The sequence below is a fragment of the Citrobacter sp. wls706 genome (genome assembly GCF_005281305.1).
GTDB classification, from domain to species: Bacteria; Pseudomonadota; Gammaproteobacteria; order Enterobacterales; family Enterobacteriaceae; genus Citrobacter; species Citrobacter werkmanii.
This window is the reverse complement of sequence record NZ_SZXG01000030.1, coordinates 273284-290977: the sequence shown is the minus strand read 5'-3', so window position 1 is coordinate 290977 and position 17694 is coordinate 273284. Positions and strand designations below refer to the sequence as shown.

17 protein-coding genes are annotated in these 17694 nt (G+C 53.8%); 7 read left to right on the top strand and 10 right to left on the bottom strand.

The features are described 5' to 3' along the window. Positions 1–5: 5 nt before the first annotated feature. Positions 6–596 carry a TetR/AcrR family transcriptional regulator gene (locus FDW92_RS09310; protein WP_042307954.1) on the bottom strand — a complete coding sequence of 197 codons (591 nt, stop codon included), beginning with the start codon at positions 594–596 and terminating at the stop codon, positions 6–8. 72 nt (positions 597–668) lie between these two features. Between FDW92_RS09310 and bdcA the strand changes: the two genes are divergently transcribed. Further along, the gene (gene bdcA / locus FDW92_RS09305) at positions 669–1382 is read left to right on the top strand and encodes an SDR family oxidoreductase (protein ID WP_042307952.1); all 714 of its coding nucleotides are present in this window, start codon (positions 669–671) and stop codon (positions 1380–1382) included. A gap of 46 nt (positions 1383–1428) precedes the next feature. Here bdcA and kdsA read toward each other — a convergent pair whose 3' ends face one another. The 6 genes from kdsA to hemA are packed head-to-tail and all read right to left on the bottom strand — an operon-like array spanning position 1429 to position 6734. Continuing rightward, positions 1429–2283, bottom strand: a complete 855-nt coding sequence (gene kdsA, locus FDW92_RS09300; RefSeq protein WP_038641145.1) for a 3-deoxy-8-phosphooctulonate synthase — start codon at positions 2281–2283, stop codon at positions 1429–1431. 35 nt (positions 2284–2318) lie between these two features. Continuing rightward, positions 2319–3128: an invasion regulator SirB1 gene (gene sirB1, locus FDW92_RS09295; protein ID WP_006684256.1), complete on the bottom strand. Its 810-nt coding sequence runs from the start codon at positions 3126–3128 to the stop codon at positions 2319–2321. A gap of 3 nt (positions 3129–3131) precedes the next feature. After that, positions 3132–3524, bottom strand: a complete 393-nt coding sequence (gene sirB2, locus FDW92_RS09290) for an invasion regulator SirB2 (RefSeq protein WP_042307950.1) — start codon at positions 3522–3524, stop codon at positions 3132–3134. After that, entirely contained in the window at positions 3521–4354 is an 834-nt protein-coding gene (prmC, locus tag FDW92_RS09285; protein ID WP_042307948.1) for a peptide chain release factor N(5)-glutamine methyltransferase, read from the bottom strand. The genes sirB2 and prmC overlap by 4 nt, the downstream gene beginning before the upstream one ends. After that, the gene (gene prfA, locus FDW92_RS09280; protein WP_003020786.1) at positions 4354–5436 is read right to left on the bottom strand and encodes a peptide chain release factor 1; all 1083 of its coding nucleotides are present in this window, start codon (positions 5434–5436) and stop codon (positions 4354–4356) included. Before prfA ends, prmC begins: the two co-directional genes overlap by 1 nt. A gap of 41 nt (positions 5437–5477) precedes the next feature. After that, positions 5478–6734, bottom strand: a complete 1257-nt coding sequence (gene hemA, locus FDW92_RS09275) for a glutamyl-tRNA reductase (protein ID WP_042307946.1) — start codon at positions 6732–6734, stop codon at positions 5478–5480. A gap of 211 nt (positions 6735–6945) precedes the next feature. On the opposite strand from hemA, the gene lolB reads away from it, so the two are divergent. The 4 genes from lolB to dauA all read left to right on the top strand — a co-directional run bounded on the left by lolB (position 6946) and on the right by dauA (position 11437). Next, positions 6946–7569, top strand: coding sequence for a lipoprotein insertase outer membrane protein LolB (gene lolB, locus FDW92_RS09270; protein WP_003020792.1), 624 nt, complete (start codon positions 6946–6948; stop codon positions 7567–7569). Further along, positions 7566–8417 (top strand): 4-(cytidine 5'-diphospho)-2-C-methyl-D-erythritol kinase, encoded by an 852-nt coding sequence (gene ispE, locus FDW92_RS09265; RefSeq protein WP_042307945.1) that lies wholly within the window; start codon positions 7566–7568, stop codon positions 8415–8417. The genes lolB and ispE overlap by 4 nt, the downstream gene beginning before the upstream one ends. 265 nt (positions 8418–8682) lie before the next feature. Further along, positions 8683–9630 carry a ribose-phosphate diphosphokinase gene (gene prs, locus FDW92_RS09260; protein ID WP_001518537.1) on the top strand — a complete coding sequence of 316 codons (948 nt, stop codon included), beginning with the start codon at positions 8683–8685 and terminating at the stop codon, positions 9628–9630. Between the two features lie 124 nt (positions 9631–9754). Continuing rightward, positions 9755–11437, top strand: coding sequence for a C4-dicarboxylic acid transporter DauA (gene dauA / locus FDW92_RS09255; protein ID WP_072014732.1), 1683 nt, complete (start codon positions 9755–9757; stop codon positions 11435–11437). A gap of 96 nt (positions 11438–11533) precedes the next feature. Here the strand turns inward: dauA and FDW92_RS09250 are convergent, their stop codons facing one another. Further along, positions 11534–13006 (bottom strand): aspartate aminotransferase family protein, encoded by a 1473-nt coding sequence (locus tag FDW92_RS09250; RefSeq protein ID WP_169742007.1) that lies wholly within the window; start codon positions 13004–13006, stop codon positions 11534–11536. Between the two features lie 6 nt (positions 13007–13012). Further along, entirely contained in the window at positions 13013–14398 is a 1386-nt protein-coding gene (locus FDW92_RS09245) for a diaminobutyrate--2-oxoglutarate transaminase (protein WP_042307938.1), read from the bottom strand. 608 nt (positions 14399–15006) lie between these two features. Between FDW92_RS09245 and lysC the strand changes: the two genes are divergently transcribed. Next, the gene (gene lysC, locus FDW92_RS09240) at positions 15007–16368 is read left to right on the top strand and encodes a lysine-sensitive aspartokinase 3 (RefSeq protein WP_042307937.1); all 1362 of its coding nucleotides are present in this window, start codon (positions 15007–15009) and stop codon (positions 16366–16368) included. Between the two features lie 124 nt (positions 16369–16492). Here the strand turns inward: lysC and ychH are convergent, their stop codons facing one another. After that, a complete protein-coding gene (ychH, locus tag FDW92_RS09235; protein ID WP_003833480.1) occupies positions 16493–16774 on the bottom strand; it encodes a stress-induced protein YchH in 282 nt (93 codons plus the stop codon). A gap of 274 nt (positions 16775–17048) precedes the next feature. On the opposite strand from ychH, the gene pth reads away from it, so the two are divergent. After that, positions 17049–17633: an aminoacyl-tRNA hydrolase gene (gene pth / locus FDW92_RS09230; protein ID WP_042307935.1), complete on the top strand. Its 585-nt coding sequence runs from the start codon at positions 17049–17051 to the stop codon at positions 17631–17633. Positions 17634–17694: the final 61 nt, after the last annotated feature.

The following is a 17694-nucleotide window of genomic DNA, read 5'->3' as shown; positions in this document are numbered from 1 at the left end:
GAAAATCAGGAAAGCTGATGCAGCACCGCCAGGCTGGCGATGTGTGCGCTGGATAGCAAACGTTCGAGCGTATGCCCGCAACGGGCTTTTCCCGACAGGCCGAGCATCGTGGTACTGACATAATCGGTCAGGCTGTCAGCCACTTCGGGATGGCGCGCGGCGATAAAGTCATGAATTTTACATTCCGCAACCGAGTAGAAAGTCCTTGCCACCTGCCGCGCCTGCGGATCGTTGCTATGCGTGCCCTCCAGAACCAAACAACCTGGCGCATGCGGATCCGCGGCATAGCGTCGCGCCGCCTCTTCAAGCAATGCAGCAAGGCACTCGGCAACCGGCCTATCAGAACGCAAAATGTCATCAAACGGGATCGCATCGGTTTGTACATAGCGACCAAGCACGCGTTCATAAAGACCGATTTTGTTCCCAAAAGCGGCATAGAAACTCGGGGGCTTGATGTTCAGGGCCTGCGTAACATCCGCTACGCTCACAGCGTCGTATCCATGCGCGTGAAATAAGGGCTGTACTTTGGCAACAGCCAGTTCCGGATCAAAATTACGTGGTCGCCCTGGGGCGCGCGAACATTTTGTAGTGCTCATTACAAATCCATTGACAGAAAACCATGCGCCCATTATATATCGATCACTACATAATTGTTCAAGGAGTATCTCATGTCCCCATTTAACGGCAAGTCAGTTCTGGTTCTTGGCGGCAGTCGTGGGATTGGCGCGGCTATTGTGCGCCGTTTCGCCGCAGATGGCGCAGCGGTGACCTTTACCTATTCAGGCTCAGCAGACGCAGCAAAAGCGCTTGCGGATGAAACAGGGGCCCACACGGCGCAAACCGATAGCGCCGATCGCGATGCCGTCATTAGCCGGGTACGGGAAAGCGGCCCGCTGGATGTGTTAGTGGTGAATGCAGGAATTGTACTGTTCGGCGACGCACTGGAGCAGGATCCCGATGACGTTGAGCGCCTGTTCCGCATTAATATCCATGCCCCCTGGTACGCGGCAGTCGAGGCGGCACGACAAATGCCTGACGGCGGGCGGATTATCATTATTGGTTCAGTGAACGGCGATCGTATGCCAATTGCCGGTATGGCTTCCTACGCGTTAAGTAAGTCTGCTCTGCAAGGCCTGGCACGAGGGCTGGCGCGTGATTTCGGCGCACGCGGTATTACGGTCAACGTGGTGCAACCGGGTCCCATTGATACTGACGCTAATCCAGCAGAAGGTCCATTGAAAGAGCTGATGCACAGCTTTATGGCGCTAAAACGACACGGTCGACCAGAAGAAGTGGCCGGAATGGTTGCCTGGTTGGCAGGTCCGGAGGCCGGGTTTGTGACGGGAGCTATGCATACCATTGATGGGGCGTTTGGCGCCTGACAGTAATAACAGGCCGGAGACAAATGCCCCGGCCTGTTCAGCTGTCTTAGTTCTCAGTATCGAGCTCGTCGAAGCTTTTCACCAGGTCATCAATCGCTTTAATCTGCGTGAGGAACTGTTCCAGTTTCGCCAGCGGCAGTGCGGATGGGCCATCGCATTTCGCATTGGCTGGATCCGGATGCGCTTCAATAAACAGGCCTGCCAGACCTACCGCCATGCCCGCGCGCGCCAGTTCAGTCACCTGACCACGACGGCCGCCGCTTGCGGCGCCAAACGGGTCGCGGCACTGCAGCGCATGGGTGACGTCGAAAATCACCGGCGAGTTGCCTGAGACCTTTTTCATCACGCTAAAGCCCAGCATATCCACGACCAGGTTGTCATAACCAAAGTTCGCGCCACGGTCACACAGGATAACCTTATCGTTACCGCCTTCATGGAATTTATCCACGATATTACCCATCTGACCCGGGCTTACGAACTGCGGTTTTTTCACGTTGATAACAGCGCCGGTTTTCGCCATCGCTTCCACCAGATCGGTCTGGCGAGCGAGGAATGCCGGCAGTTGAATCACATCCACCACATCAGCAACAGGCTGTGCCTGGCTGGCTTCGTGAACGTCGGTGATCACTTTTACGCCAAAAGTTTGCTTCAGTTCCTGGAAGATTTTCATCCCTTCTTCAAGGCCCGGTCCACGGTAAGAGTGGATGGAAGAACGGTTGGCTTTATCAAAGGAGGCTTTGAACACGTAAGGGATACCCAGTTTTTGAGTAACGGTTACGTAGTGCTCACAAATGCGCATCGCCAGGTCGCGGGATTCCAGCACGTTCATTCCGCCAAACAGCACGAACGGCAGGTCATTTGCCACGTTGATGTCGCCAATGCTAACCACTTTTTGTTTCATAGGATCGCCTTAAACGGTAGGTAAAGTGTCATAAATCAATGCAATACAATTTGTTTGTGCGAAATGGTATTAATCTGCGCACGAATCATTTCGCTGATCGGGTCTTCCGGACACTGCTCAACGAAATAACTTAAATCTGTCAGCGCAACATGTTCACACTCCAGTTGCGCATATATCAATCCCCGATCGCGTATTTCATACGGGTCTTCAGGATTAAACTGTAATAATGCTTCACTGGCTCGCAGCGCCAGTTCCATTTGCCGCTCTTCCATCAGCGATGATTTCAGCGTGTCGAGCAGTTTGCGGATCACTTCTGCGTTATCCGCTTCATCCAGATCTTCATTAAACAGTTCCGCGACCGGGCTGATGTTCCCCTTCAGCCACACTTCCAGCGTGTGTTCATTTAACGTTTCGCCATTGAACGGATTGATTAGCCACATTTCGCCATCGAGCGATTCAATGCGCAGGATGAGTTGTGTCGGGAAAATCACCGGTACCAGCGGCAGATCCAGTCGGTTGGCAATCCACAATAAGATCGCGCCCAACGACACCGCACTGCCCTGACGATTTTTCAGAACCTGGTCGAGCCATAGTGCATCAGAAAGACGATAGACGCCGTGGGTATCCGTAAATCCCCATTCGCCGTAAAAAAGTGCCAGCAGTTTTTCCAGTTGCTCATCCTGAGACAGGAGCTGGCTAATTTCTTCTTGCGCCAGACTGACCAGACGTTCCAGTTCGTCATAGACAGTTTGTGTTGGAAAATCCAGACGGATAGACTCCGACGCCAGGATCATCCCATCACACAATGGCGCTTTATTAAATTCGAAATCAGCTAACGACCTCATGACTTACCCCAGTAACGGTATTTTTGTGGTGGCGAGTTTAATGATGATGTACAGCACCACCAACGCCAGCGGAAATGCGACTAATCGCGCCTGCTGGCTGCGCGCCCGACGGTAATCGAGCGCAATAAAACCCAAAACGATGTAAATGATAACCCCAAACAGCTTTTCAGTCAGCCATGTCCCTTGTTCGGTGAATGGCAGGACGTGCGTTTTCACCATTAACGCTACACCGCTGAGTAATAAAACGGTATCCACCACCGGCGGCACAATGCGCGTCCAGCGGGCACGGGCTAGACGCGCGTCGGTGTAACGCCACCAAAAACGCAGCGTCAGCAGACTAACAGAAAGCGCAATGCTGATGAGATGAACGTTGAGTAACAGACTGATGGTACTCATGATGGGAGGCGTCCAAGCGTAATTCGCTCGTTACCGCCGTAATCACGGCAGGTTTCAACCGCCAGATAACCCGCGCGAGTAAAGGCATCGCGCACGGCCTCGCCCTGCTGCCAGCCATGTTCCAGCAAAAGATAGCCGCCGGGCGTTAACACGTGCTGAGACTGGTCAATAATATGTACGATATCCGCCAGCCCCTGATCGCCCGCCACCAGCGCCGACAGCGGTTCAAAGCGCACATCGCCCTGTGCCAAATGCGGATCCTGTTCGTCGATGTACGGCGGATTGCTGACAATCATGTCAAACTGCTGCCCCTGCAAAGCGCTAAACCAGTCGCTTTGCAGCACGTTAACATTGTCGATAGCCAGGTGCTGTGTATTGCGCATAGCCAGCGCCACGGCATCCGGCATCCGATCAACCGCCGTCACCGCGCAATCCGGACGCTCGGTTGCCAGCGCCAGCGCAATCGCGCCCGTACCGGTTCCCAGATCGAGAATGCGACATGCAGAGGATGGCAGGCGAGCCAGCGCCTGCTCCACCAGACACTCGGTATCCGGACGCGGAATCAGCGTGGCCGGCGATACAAACAGCGGCAGCGACCAGAACTCGCGCACGCCGGTTAAGTGCGCCACGGGTTCGCCCCGCTGACGCCGCTCCAGTAACGTATTGAGCTGCTGACGCTGCGCCTCGGTTAACAGCGTTTCACCGAAAGCCAGAATAAAGGTGCGCCCCTTGCCGGTAACGAACTCGAGTAAAATCTCGGCGTCACGGCGCGGGCTTTCGCTTGCCTGTAATTGGCTTATCGCTTCACGCAGCCAGTGCTGATAGTCCATTAATCCTGCTCGGACAACGCCGCCAGTTGATCGGCCTGGTATTCCTGGACAATTGGCTCAATGAGCATATCCAGTTTACCTTCCATCGCTTCATCCAGACGGTAGAGCGTCAGGTTAATGCGGTGATCGGTTACGCGCCCCTGCGGGAAGTTATAGGTGCGGTTGCGATCGCTGCGATCGCCGCTGCCCAGCAGGTTACGACGCTCAGAGGCTTCCGCCTGTTGACGCCTTGCCACTTCGGCCGCACGAATGCGCGCTCCCAGCACCGACATTGCTTTCGCTTTGTTTTTATGCTGTGAACGTTCGTCCTGACATTCCACCACGATGCCGGTTGGCAAGTGGGTAATACGGATTGCAGAATCGGTGGTGTTAACGTGCTGCCCCCCTGCGCCAGATGAGCGGAAGGTATCAATACGCAGATCGGCCGGGTTGATGTCCGGCAGTTCAGCATCCGGCAGTTCCGGCATGACCGCGACCGTACAGGCGGAGGTATGAATACGGCCCTGTGATTCCGTCGCCGGTACGCGCTGCACGCGATGACCGCCGGACTCAAATTTCAGTCGGCCGTAAACGCCTTCGCCGCTGATCTTGGCAATAACTTCTTTAAAACCGCCATGCTCGCCTTCGCTGGCGCTCATGATCTCAACCCGCCAGCGGCGCGATTCAGCGTAACGGCTGTACATGCGGAACAGATCGCCAGCAAACAGCGCGGCTTCATCACCGCCGGTTCCCGCCCGCACTTCAAGGAAGGCGTTACGTTCGTCATCAGGATCTTTCGGTAACAGCAGAACCTGCAGATGTTGTTCCAGCTGTTCACATTTCTCTTTTGCTTCGCGCAGTTCATCCTGCGCCATTTCACGCATTTCAGGATCGTCGAGCATCATCTGAGCTGTCTCGATATCTTCCTGAACCTGTTGCCAGTCCGTAAAACAGCGCGATACATCGCTTAATTGCGCATATTCGCGCGACAGTGCACGAAAGCGGTCCTGGTCTGCGATAGTACCCGCATCGCCGAGCAGCGCCTGAACTTCTTCATGACGTTCATGCAGGGCTTCCAGTTTGGCAACGATAGAAGGCTTCATAGGCGTAAATGCACCCTGTAAAAAATAAGATTGGTGTGTTGCTACTCCAGCCCGAGGCTGTCGCGCAGAATATTCAGGCGTTCACTATCCCCGTCACGGGCGGCCTGTTGAAGTGATTTGGTTGGTGCGTGGATCAGGCGGTTAGTCAGTTTCCAGGCCAGATCCTGCATAATAGCTTGCGCATCACCGCCCTGTTGAAGAGCGGCCAACGCTTTGGCGGTCAGTTCATCACGGATCTGTTCTGACTGACTGCGATACTCGCGGATAGTGTCGCTTGCGCCCTGGGCACGCAGCCAGGCCATAAACTCGCTGGTTTCCTGCGCCACGATCGTTTCGGCTTCCACGGCCGCCGCTTTGCGCTGGGCCAGGTTATGCGAAATGATGCTTTGCAGATCGTCAACGCTGTACAAGTAGGCGTTGGACAATTTGCCCACTTCCGGCTCGACATCGCGCGGTACGGCGATATCCACCAGCAGCATAGGCTGGTTACGACGGTTTTTAAGCGCACGCTCTACCATTCCTTTACCGATAATCGGCAGCGGACTGGCGGTTGAACTGATAATGATATCGGCATCCTGCAAGCGGGCGTCGATATCGCTCAATGAAATCACTTCGGCGCCGACTTCATCCGCCAGCACCTGCGCGCGTTCACGCGTACGGTTAGCGATGATCATCTTCTTCACTTTGTGTTCGCGCAAATGACGCGCGACCAATTCGATGGTCTCGCCTGCGCCGACTAACAGCACGGTTACCGTGGAGAGCGATTCAAAGATCTGCCGCGCCAGCGTACAAGCGGCAAAAGCCACGGAAACAGCGCTGGCGCCGATATCAGTTTCGGTACGGACACGTTTAGCGACAGAGAACGATTTCTGGAACATGCGCTCCAGCGCACTGGCGTTCTGGTGGCCTTTCTGCGAATCCGCAAAGGCTTTTTTAACCTGTCCCAAAATCTGCGGCTCGCCGAGCACCAGCGAATCCAGACCACTGGCAACGCGCATCAGATGGCTGACGGCGTCATTGTCCTGGTGCCAGTACAGGCTATTGCGCAGGTCTTCTTCATTAAGATTATGGTATTCGCACAACCAGCGAATCAGCGCTTCTTGCAGGTTGTCCTGCTCTTCCACGCTGAGGTAAATCTCTGTGCGGTTACACGTCGACAGCACTACCCCGCCCTGCACCATTGGCAGCGCTTGCAGGCTGTCCAACGCCTGATCGAGCGTATCCGGCGAAAACGTTACGCGTTCTCGCAGCGATACAGGTGCCGTTTTATGGTTAATACCAAGCGCTAAAAGGGTCATGTGAGCGGAAATAGTACCAGCGTTGATAAGGTTAGACTGGGTGCATCATACAGGATGCGTGCGGTCAATAAAAGAGACTGCCCCCTTTTGGAGTAATAGCTTAGCGCACAAATTTAAGCGATTTAAGATAACTTGAACGTAGACGATGTCAGATGGTGGCGCTAGCATTGAGAGTTATAACTGCAACGTATCTCAAGGATTTGTCATCATTATGACCCTGCCTGATTTTCGCCTGATTCGCCTGCTGCCCCTTGCAGCCCTGGTTCTTAGTGCCTGTACCCTCAACGCGCCGAAAGGTCCCGGCAAAAGCCCCGATTCCCCACAGTGGCGCCAGCACCAGCAGGAAGTACGCGCCCTGAACCAATATCAGACGCGCGGTGCGTTCGCTTATATCTCCGATCAACAGAAAGTGTATGCCCGCTTTTTCTGGCAGCAAACCGGACAGGATCGCTATCGTCTGCTGCTGACCAACCCGCTGGGCAGCACGGAACTGGAACTCAACGCGCAGCCGGGCAACGTTGAACTTGTCGATAACAAAGGTAAGCACTACACCGCCGACGACGCCGAAGAGATGATTGGTAAACTGACCGGCATGCCTATTCCGTTGAACAGTCTGCGCCAGTGGATCCTTGGTCTGCCAGGTGACGCCACCGATTACAAGCTCGATGACCAATATCGTCTGAGTGAGGTGAACTACAGCAAAGACGGTAAAAGCTGGAAAGTGGTCTATAGCGCCTACGATAGCAAAACGCAGCCTGCGATGCCGGCCAATATGGAGCTGTCCGACGGCTCCCAGCGTATTAAGCTGAAAATGGATAACTGGATTGTGAAATGATGAGCCATTGGCCCTCTCCGGCAAAACTGAATCTGTTTTTATATATCACCGGGCAGCGTGCGGACGGTTACCACACGCTACAGACGTTATTCCAGTTTCTCGACTATGGCGACGAGATTGGCATCAATCTGCGCCACGATGGCGAAATACACCTCCTAACCCCGGTGGAAGGCGTTACGCATGAAGATAACCTGATCGTGCGCGCGGCGCGTTTGCTGATGAAGACAGCGTCGACAAGCGATCGCCTGCCCGCAGGAAGCGGCGCGGACATCAGTATCGAAAAGCGTCTGCCGATGGGTGGCGGCCTGGGCGGCGGTTCGTCAAATGCGGCCACCGTTCTGGTGGCGTTGAATCATCTCTGGCGGTGTGGGCTTTCGGTTGATGAACTGGCGGCAATCGGCTTGACGCTGGGGGCGGATGTTCCCGTGTTCGTGCGCGGCCACGCGGCTTTTGCCGAAGGCGTGGGAGAAATTCTGACGCCGGTCGATCCACCTGAAAAATGGTATCTGGTCGCTCATCCGGGAGTCAGTATTCCAACGCCGGTCATTTTTAACGATCCTGACCTCCCGCGTAACACGCCAAAAAGGTCAATAAAAACGTTACTAAAATGTGAATTCGGCAATGATTGCGAGGTTATCGCAAGAAAACGTTTTCGCGAGGTTGATGCGGCGCTTTCCTGGCTGTTAGAATACGCGCCGTCGCGCCTGACTGGTACAGGGGCTTGTGTCTTTGCTGAATTTGACACAGAGTCTCGTGCTCGCCAGGTGCTTGAGCAAGCCCCGGAATGGCTCAAAGGCTTTGTGGCGAAAGGCGTCAACCTCTCCCCTTTGCATAGAGCGTTACTCTAAATCATTCGGGTTTCAGGAAGATGGCGAGATGACGGAACACCTGGCGCATACAACAGTATGTGCTGGTGTGAGGAATTAACGCCAACGCACATGAAACCCGAAGGATGAAGAGTAAACCGGGCAAGCTGAGTTGCGGTGACAACGTCACCCTGTTCCAGACGTTGCATCGCGCTCTTTAATACACCGCATGGAGAGGATACTGCCTGGCCCGCACAGTTTTCGGCAGATTCTTTCCACCAATGGACGCATGCCTGAGGTTCTTCTCGTGCCTGATATGAAGCTTTTTGCTGGTAACGCCACCCCGGAACTAGCACAACGTATTGCCAACCGCCTGTACACTTCACTCGGCGACGCCGCTGTAGGTCGCTTTAGCGACGGCGAAGTCAGCGTACAAATTAATGAAAATGTACGCGGTGGTGATATTTTCATCATCCAGTCCACTTGTGCCCCTACTAACGACAACCTGATGGAATTGGTCGTTATGGTTGATGCGCTGCGCCGTGCTTCCGCAGGCCGTATCACCGCCGTTATTCCTTACTTCGGCTATGCACGTCAGGATCGTCGCGTACGTTCCGCTCGTGTACCGATTACCGCTAAAGTCGTCGCTGATTTCCTGTCCAGCGTTGGCGTTGACCGCGTCCTCACCGTTGACCTGCATGCTGAACAGATCCAGGGCTTCTTTGACGTACCGGTTGATAACGTATTCGGTAGCCCGATCCTGTTAGAAGACATGCTGCAACTGAACCTGGACAACCCGATCGTGGTTTCTCCGGACATCGGTGGCGTCGTGCGTGCCCGTGCTATCGCTAAACTGCTGAACGATACCGATATGGCTATCATCGACAAACGTCGTCCGCGTGCGAACGTTTCTCAGGTGATGCACATCATTGGTGACGTTGCAGGTCGTGACTGCGTGCTGGTTGATGACATGATCGATACCGGCGGTACGCTGTGTAAAGCAGCAGAAGCACTGAAAGAACGTGGTGCAAAACGCGTATTTGCTTACGCAACCCACCCGATCTTCTCAGGTAATGCGGCAAACAACCTGCGCAACTCAGTGATTGATGAAGTCGTTGTCTGTGACACTATTCCACTGACTGACGAAATCAAAGCGCTGCCAAACGTGCGTACATTGACCCTGTCGGGTATGCTGGCCGAAGCGATTCGTCGTATCAGCAACGAAGAATCCATCTCTGCTATGTTCGAGCATTAATCGAGCCCGGCTCAAAAACCCGCTGCGGCGGGTTTTTTTATCTGTAATACTTATTTGTATGACTTTTGCCTACTTCACCTGCCATTTAGTTGACAGATGATGCGCTCATGGATGAAACATTATTGTGAACAGATTATTTTCCTCACATGTGATGCCTTTCCGCGCCCTCATCGACGCTTGTTGGAAAGAAAAATATACCGCTTCTCGCTTTACCCGTGACCTGATCGCCGGGATAACGGTGGGGATCATTGCCATTCCGCTGGCAATGGCCCTGGCAATAGGGAGTGGCGTTGCGCCGCAGTACGGTCTGTATACCTCCGCCGTCGCTGGGATTGTTATCGCCCTCACCGGGGGGTCGCGCTTTAGCGTCTCTGGCCCAACCGCCGCTTTCGTGGTGATCCTGTATCCGGTCTCGCAACAGTTTGGGCTGGCAGGCCTGCTGGTTGCCACGCTCATGTCCGGGATATTTCTGATCCTTTTCGGCCTCGCCCGCTTTGGTCGCCTGATCGAATATATTCCCGTGTCGGTTACGTTAGGCTTTACGTCGGGTATTGGTATCACCATCGGTACCATGCAGATTAAAGATTTTCTTGGCCTGCAAATGGCCCATGTACCGGAGCACTACCTGCAAAAAGTTGGTGCGCTGTTTATGGCCTTGCCGACCATCAACTTCGGCGATGCCGCCATTGGCGTTGTAACGCTGGGGATCCTGATTTTCTGGCCTCGTTTGGGGATCCGACTACCGGGCCACCTTCCTGCACTGCTGGCAGGCTGTGCGGTAATGGGGATTGTGAACCTGACCGGTGGTCACGTTGCGACCATCGGTTCCCAGTTCCACTACATTCTGGCTGACGGCTCACAGGGTAACGGTATCCCGCAGTTGCTGCCGCAACTGGTATTACCGTGGAATATGCCCGAGTCAAACTTTACCCTGAGCTGGAGTTCGTTACAGGCGCTGTTACCGGCAGCCTTCTCGATGGCGATGCTGGGGGCGATTGAATCCCTGCTGTGCGCCGTCGTACTCGACGGGATGACCGGTACCAAGCATAAAGCCAACAGCGAGCTGATTGGTCAGGGGCTGGGTAACATCGTCGCGCCGTTCTTTGGCGGTATCACCGCCACGGCGGCAATTGCCCGTTCTGCGGCCAACGTCCGCGCCGGGGCAACCTCACCCATTTCGGCGGTCATCCACGCGATTCTGGTGATCCTGGCGCTATTGGTTTTAGCACCGCTGCTTTCCTGGCTACCGCTTTCCGCCATGGCCGCCCTGCTGCTGATGGTGGCATGGAACATGAGTGAAGCCCACAAAGTGGTGGATCTGCTGCGTCATGCGCCAAAAGACGACATCATCGTCATGCTGATGTGTATGTCGCTGACGGTGTTGTTCGACATGGTTATCGCCATCAGCGTCGGGATCGTTCTCGCTTCTCTGCTGTTTATGCGTCGAATTGCGCGCATGACGCGGCTGGCACCGGTCAACGTTGATGTAGCAGACGATGTTCTTGTGCTACGCGTCATCGGCCCGCTGTTCTTTGCCGCGGCGGAGGGATTATTTACCGATCTCGAGTCGCGCATTGCGGGTAAACGCATTGTGGTCTTGAAGTGGGACGCAGTTCCGGTACTGGATGCTGGTGGTCTGGACGCCTTCCAACGTTTTGTAAAACGTCTGCCGGAAGGTTGCGAATTACGTATCAGTAACCTGGAGTTCCAGCCGCTACGTACCATGGCCCGCGCGGGTATTCAGCCTATTCCAGGACGCCTGACGTTCTTCCCGAATAAAGACGCCGCACTGGCGGACATCAGCTGACATCCAGCCCACCCCGGCGAAGCGCCTCGGGCTACACATGACAGGCAATAAAATGGCTCCTACACACGGGAGCCATTTTTATAACAAGCTTATGGCTTACGCTTTCAGCAGTTGCTCAGCCGTCGCCTTCACGCTCGCCAGCAGGACTTTCACATCCTCCAGGCACACGGTAGGGTTCAGCAGCGTCAGCTTCAGGCAGGTGACGCCATCCGCTTCGGTGACGCCGACGTTGGCGCTACCGGAAGCCAGCAGCACGTCGCCAATACGCTGGTTCAGCAGCGCAACGAACGCGATGTCATCGCTTTGCGGACGGAAGCGGAACAGCACGCTTGCCAGCTGCGGCTCCATCACCAGTTCCAGATGCGGCTGGGTTTTGACAAACTCAGCCGCATCGCGGGCCAGCGTCACGCCGTTATCGATGATTTCGGCATACTGCTTTTTGCCCAGCGCTTCGAGGCCCATCCACAGCTTGAGCGCGTCGAAACGACGCGTGGTCTGCAGCGACTTCGATACCAGGTTCGGTACGCCGTGTTCTTCATCGAAATCAGAGTTCAGGTACGCCGCCTGATAGCGCATCAGCTCATAGTGACGCGCGTCTTTTAACAGGAACGCGCCGCAGCTGATGGTCTGGAAGAACTGCTTGTGGAAGTCCAGGGTAACGGAATCCGCTAGCTCAAGGCCGTTCAGGAAGTGACGATACTTCTCAGACAGCAGTAACGCCCCGCCCCATGCCGCATCCACGTGCATCCAGATCTGGTGCTCTGCCGCCAGCGCCGCAATATCCGCTAACGGATCGATAGCGCCTGCGTCGGTGGTGCCGGCCGTGGCGACAATCGCCATCACCTGCTCGCCGTTGGCTTGCGCCTGGGCCAGCTTGGCTTTCAGGTCAGCCAGGTCCATGCGTGAGAACGCATCGGTCTTCACCTGAGTAACGGAACGGTAGCCCAGCCCCATCAATGCCATGTTTTTCTGTACGGAGAAGTGCGCGCTTTCAGAGCAAAACACTTTGATTTTGCTCAGGTCGCCGGTCAGACCATTCTGCTGAATGGAGTGTCCCTGGCGAGCAAAGAACGCGTCGCGCGCTAGCATCAACCCCATCAGGTTACTCTGGGTGCCGCCGCTGGTGAACACGCCCGCGTCGCCCGCCGCATAACCTACCTGCTCACGCAGCCATTCGATCAGTTTGATCTCAATGATAGTCGCGGATGGGCTCTGGTCCCAGGAGTCCATGCTCTGGTTGGTGGCGTTGATCAGCACTTCCGCCGCCTGGCTAATCACCAGGCTCGGGCAGTGCAGGTGCGCCACGCACTGCGCATGGTGAACCAACAGGCTGTCTTTGAGAAAGTATTCAACCGCACGCTCAATAGCGGCCTGGTTGCCCAGGCCCTGAGACGTAAAATTCAGGTTGATACGTTCGCGCAGCTGTTCAACGGTTTTGCCCTGATACATCTCAGGCTGCTTCAACCATTCAACGACCGCTTGCGTACTCTGCTCGATAGCGTCCTGGTAGGCAGCAATGCTCTGCGCCGAGCCGGACAGAATCGGGTTTACGTCTGACATTCGATCCAACTCCGTTTAAACCGGCTTTACGCCAGCGCCCAACAGGGCGTTTTCGAATTTATCGAGGAACACTTCCAGCTCAGCGTTAGTGATCAGCAGAGACGGCAGCAGGCGCAGTACACAACCGTTACGGCCGCCACGCTCCAGAATCAGCCCGTTTTCGAAGCATTTTTTCTGCAGCAGCGCGGACAGTTCGCCATCGGCCGGGTAGCAGCCCATGTGATCCTGCGCTTCGTTCGGCTTAACAATTTCAATACCGATCATCAGACCCAGACCGCGTACCTGGCCAATCACCGGATAGCGTTTCTGCAGGTCGGTCAGTTTGCCTTTCAGCCACTCGCCCTGAGCGGCAACTTTATCGGCAATCTTGTCGTCTTTGAGGATTTTCAGTGTTGTCAGACCGGTGGCCATCGCCAGCTGGTTGCCGCGGAAGGTACCGGTATGGTGGCCCGGAGCCCACGCATCGAACTGCTTTTTAATGCCCAGTACCGCCAGCGGCAGACCGCCGCCAACCGCTTTGGACATCACGATGATGTCTGGCTCAATACCGGCGTGTTCAAAGGCGAACAGCTTACCGGTACGCGCGAAGCCAGCCTGAACTTCATCGATGATCAGCAGAATGCCGTGTTCCTGAGTCACTTTACGAATACGCTGTAACCATTCGACCGGCGCCGGGTTCACGCCGCCCTCGCCCTGCACGGCTTCGAGGATCACCGCAGCCGGTTTACGCACGCCGCTTTCAACGTCGTTGATCAGGTTTTCGAAGTAGTAAGTTAATGCTTTCACGCCAGCTTCACCGCCAATACCCAGCGGGCAGCGGTACTGATGCGGATACGGCATAAACTGCACTTCCGCCATCATATTGCTGACGGCTTCTTTCGGCGACAGGTTGCCAGTCACGGACAGCGCGCCGTGGGTCATCCCATGGTAGCCGCCGGAGAAGCTGATAATGCTGGAACGGCCGGTCACTTTCTTCGCCAGCTTCAGCGCCGCTTCAACGGCATCTGCGCCAGACGGCCCGGTGAACTGCAGGCAATACTCTTTGCCCTGGCCCGGCAATAAAGACAGTAAATAAGATGAAAATTCATCTTTTAACGGCGTGGTAAGATCAAGCGTATGTAACGGTAAGCCGCTTGTGATGACACTTTGAATGCTCTGGAGCACTTCAGGATGATTGTGACCGAGCGCCAGGGTACCGGCACCTGCAAGACAATCAAGATATTGATTATTTTCTACGTCAGTAATCCAGACGCCCTGCGCTTTCGCAATCGCTAATGGCAGTTTACGCGGATAGCTGCGGACATTAGATTCAAACTCAGCCTGTCTTGCTAAAAAGGTATCATTGCTCTGCGGTAATGAATTAGCACTTAAAGTATCAATACGGACTTTATCCGTCATCATATCACTCCTACAACCAGGTGTAGATTAACGCCTGATTGAATAAATGGTTATAAGGATTACCTGTAAAAAAGCGCGGCTAATATATGTTGTTTTAGCACTGGACTCAATCATTTATTTTACGTCGCCTTAAATGAGCATTTTTACCTTAAAATTCAAAGCATAAAGCACATCCCGCATTACGAAATCATAAACAAATATAGCTATTTATTTTACAATGCTGTAGCCAGTTGCAACCTGTACGATGTAATAGAAACCATGAGGTTTTCATGTTTTTATTATTTTTTTACATGTTTTTACTATTAATAATGTGCGCGTTTTTTCTTTACGACATGATTTTTCACTTATTTTTCGATAAATCGAATAAAAAAGTCGATCCCTAAATATAAATCACTTAGTATGGCGCGCTTATTTACAGGCTATGTAGATAAATTTAATGCGCAGCACCCGGTAACGCGTACAGGCGACACGCGTTATCGACAACAGGAATTCCCTGGGTTGTCAGCAGAAATGTTCGCGGGCGGACATTTCGTAAGGCGAACGTCGTTCCCTTATGCCGAGAATGAAAATTTTCTAGCCATACTTTTATGGCGCCCTGATATGAGATTGTTATGACTCGCATTTATCCACCATCCGTCGTTGCCAAATTTGGCGGCACCAGCGTCGCTGATTTTGATGCGATGAACCGCAGCGCCAGCATTGTTCTTGCTGATCAAGATGTCCGTTTAGTCGTTCTGTCTGCTTCAGCAGGCGTGACAAACTTACTGGTCGAGCTTTCTGAAGGTCTGGAAACACATCAACGATTAGATAAGCTTGAGACGTTACGCGCCATCCAATACAACATTATTTCCCGCCTGAAGCAGCCGTCCGTTATCAGCACGGAAATCGATAATCTTCTCAACAATATACGCCGCCTTGCAGAAACGGCGACGGTTTCACCGTCCGATGCACTAAGCGATGAGTTAGTCAGCCACGGCGAACTGATGTCCTCTTTGTTGTTTACTGAAGTATTACGTGAACGGCACGCCGAAGCCGGGTGGTTTGACGCCCGCAGCGTGATGCGTACCAATTCGAACTACGGCTGCGCTGAGCCGGATCTCAGCACCCTGCACCACCAGGTGGAGACTCATCTGCGCCCGCGTCTTGAGCAGGCTATTATGGTTACCCAGGGATTTATTGGCCGCGATGCAGGCGGACATACCACGACGCTGGGACGCGGCGGGAGTGATTACACCGCCACGCTACTTGGTGAAGCACTGCACGCCGCACGTGTGGACATCTGGACCGACGTTGCCGGGATCTACACCACAGATCCGCGCATTGCGCCACGGGCCAAACGGATCGACCATATCTCATTTTCCGAGGCCAGCGATATGGCCGCCTACGGTGCGAAGGTTCTTCACCCGGCTACACTGCTCCCGGCAATGCGGAAAAGCATTCCGGTCTTTGTTGGCTCAAGTAAAGATACGGCCGCCGGTGGTACGCTGGTGCACAACACCACCGATAATCCACCGCGTTATCGGGCGCTCGCCGTGCGCCGTAAACAGACGCTATTGCGATTACACAGTCTGCAGACACAACCGCCCTGTGCTTTTCTGGCGCAGGTATTTACTATTTTATCCCACCATGCGGTGGCTGTGGATTTGGTCACGACATCAGAAAATTGTATTGCGCTGGCGCTGGACGCCACTCATGCGACATCGGGTGAGGACCATATACTAACCACGGCATTGTTTACCGCATTGTCCTCCCACTGTCGGGTGGAAGTGGAAACCGGACTGGCATTAGTCACTTTGGTGGGCAATAAACTAACCCAGGCTGCGGGGGTGTGCAAAGACGTTTTTGCCTGGCTCGAAGAGCATACGGTTCGCATGATTTGCCACGGCGCATCAAACGATAACCTGTGCATTCTGTTACCGGCTGACGCGGCGGATAGCGTGGTTAAGACGTTACATTATCGATTATTCGAATAATCGCCTCTTCAATTGCGCAGCGATGATGAGTGCATTTTATCCGGGATATGCGTGAACAAGCAGAGGACTGGTTTTCAACCAGGACTCTGCCTGCAAACAGTGGCACTCGCAGCGGAGAGACTATTTAGTTGTGACGATGATTGGTATCACCGCGACGGCAGCGTTTGTCATAATGACGTACCCACCAGTAACGGTCACTGATTTGTTCGTGTCCGCCGACTCTGGCACCCGCTAACCAGAGAACACCGCCGACAAAAATACTGAGCACAGCACCATGCGCGAAAAACTGTGGCAGATTAAATTGCGGCAGTTGGTTTAAAATAGAGTAACCAACACCACCCACCATCACCACCAACCCTAAAGCCATGAGCACGTTACCGAGTAACGAAGCGTTTTTGCGTTTCATGTGTCACCTCCGGAACTTTGGGTTGTTACAGGGAATACCCCTAATCCTTATGTGTAAAGTATAGACAACACTGCCGTTCGCAAGTGCGGGAGCGATCACAATTACAAACACCCGCGCAACAAAACTTTACAAATAAGCTACTGAACACACTCAATTTCTAATAGTCCAGTTTCGCAATTATTCGATTTTCGAGGATAAGCATGCTGTTTTTTGTCAAGCGCAGCGCCAGACAGTAAACTACCCGTCGTTTATAGATACACTCAGGACAAAACACGTGACGATTAAATTGATTGTCGGTCTGGCGAACCCCGGCGCAGAGTATGCGGCAACGCGGCACAACGCCGGCGCATGGTATGTTGATCTACTGGCAGAGAGATTACGCGCTCCCCTGCGCGATGAGCCGAAATTCTTCGGCTACACCTCCAGGGTTACGCTAGAAGGCGAAGATGTCCGCCTGCTGGTGCCGACCACATTTATGAATCTGAGCGGCAAGGCCGTTGGCGCGATGGCTAGTTTTTATCGCATCAATCCCGATGAAATTTTAGTTGCACATGACGAACTAGACCTACCGCCAGGTATTGCCAAATTTAAGCTTGGCGGTGGTCATGGCGGACATAATGGCCTGAAGGACATCATCAGCAAGTTAGGCAATAACCCTAACTTTCATCGTTTACGCGTTGGAATTGGTCATCCGGGCGATAAAAACAAAGTTGTCGGGTTTGTTTTAGGCAAACCACCTGTTTCTGAACAGAAGTTAATTGATGAAGCGATTGACGAAGCGGCCCGTTGTACCGAGATTTTGTTCAAAGATGGCCTGACAAAAGCAACGAGCCGGTTACATACCTTTAAAGCGCAATAAGCAGCGATGTGCGGCATTTTGCTCGCGTGCTGTGTATAATAGGCAGAGTTATTTACTTTTC

Excerpts from the sequence above, each read along its gene's own strand:
- FDW92_RS09310 (WP_042307954.1), bottom strand. The coding sequence starts at position 596 with ATGAGCACTACAAAATGTTCGCGCGCCCCAGGGCGACCACGTAATTTT.
- bdcA (WP_042307952.1), top strand. The coding sequence starts at position 669 with ATGTCCCCATTTAACGGCAAGTCAGTTCTGGTTCTTGGCGGCAGTCGT.
- kdsA (WP_038641145.1), bottom strand. The coding sequence starts at position 2,283 with ATGAAACAAAAAGTGGTTAGCATTGGCGACATCAACGTGGCAAATGAC.
- sirB1 (WP_006684256.1), bottom strand. The coding sequence starts at position 3,128 with ATGAGGTCGTTAGCTGATTTCGAATTTAATAAAGCGCCATTGTGTGAT.
- sirB2 (WP_042307950.1), bottom strand. The coding sequence starts at position 3,524 with ATGAGTACCATCAGTCTGTTACTCAACGTTCATCTCATCAGCATTGCG.
- prmC (WP_042307948.1), bottom strand. The coding sequence starts at position 4,354 with ATGGACTATCAGCACTGGCTGCGTGAAGCGATAAGCCAATTACAGGCA.
- prfA (WP_003020786.1), bottom strand. The coding sequence starts at position 5,436 with ATGAAGCCTTCTATCGTTGCCAAACTGGAAGCCCTGCATGAACGTCAT.
- hemA (WP_042307946.1), bottom strand. The coding sequence starts at position 6,734 with ATGACCCTTTTAGCGCTTGGTATTAACCATAAAACGGCACCTGTATCG.
- lolB (WP_003020792.1), top strand. The coding sequence starts at position 6,946 with ATGACCCTGCCTGATTTTCGCCTGATTCGCCTGCTGCCCCTTGCAGCC.
- ispE (WP_042307945.1), top strand. The coding sequence starts at position 7,566 with ATGATGAGCCATTGGCCCTCTCCGGCAAAACTGAATCTGTTTTTATAT.
- FDW92_RS09245 (WP_042307938.1), bottom strand. The coding sequence starts at position 14,398 with ATGATGACGGATAAAGTCCGTATTGATACTTTAAGTGCTAATTCATTA.
- lysC (WP_042307937.1), top strand. The coding sequence starts at position 15,007 with ATGACTCGCATTTATCCACCATCCGTCGTTGCCAAATTTGGCGGCACC.
- ychH (WP_003833480.1), bottom strand. The coding sequence starts at position 16,774 with ATGAAACGCAAAAACGCTTCGTTACTCGGTAACGTGCTCATGGCTTTA.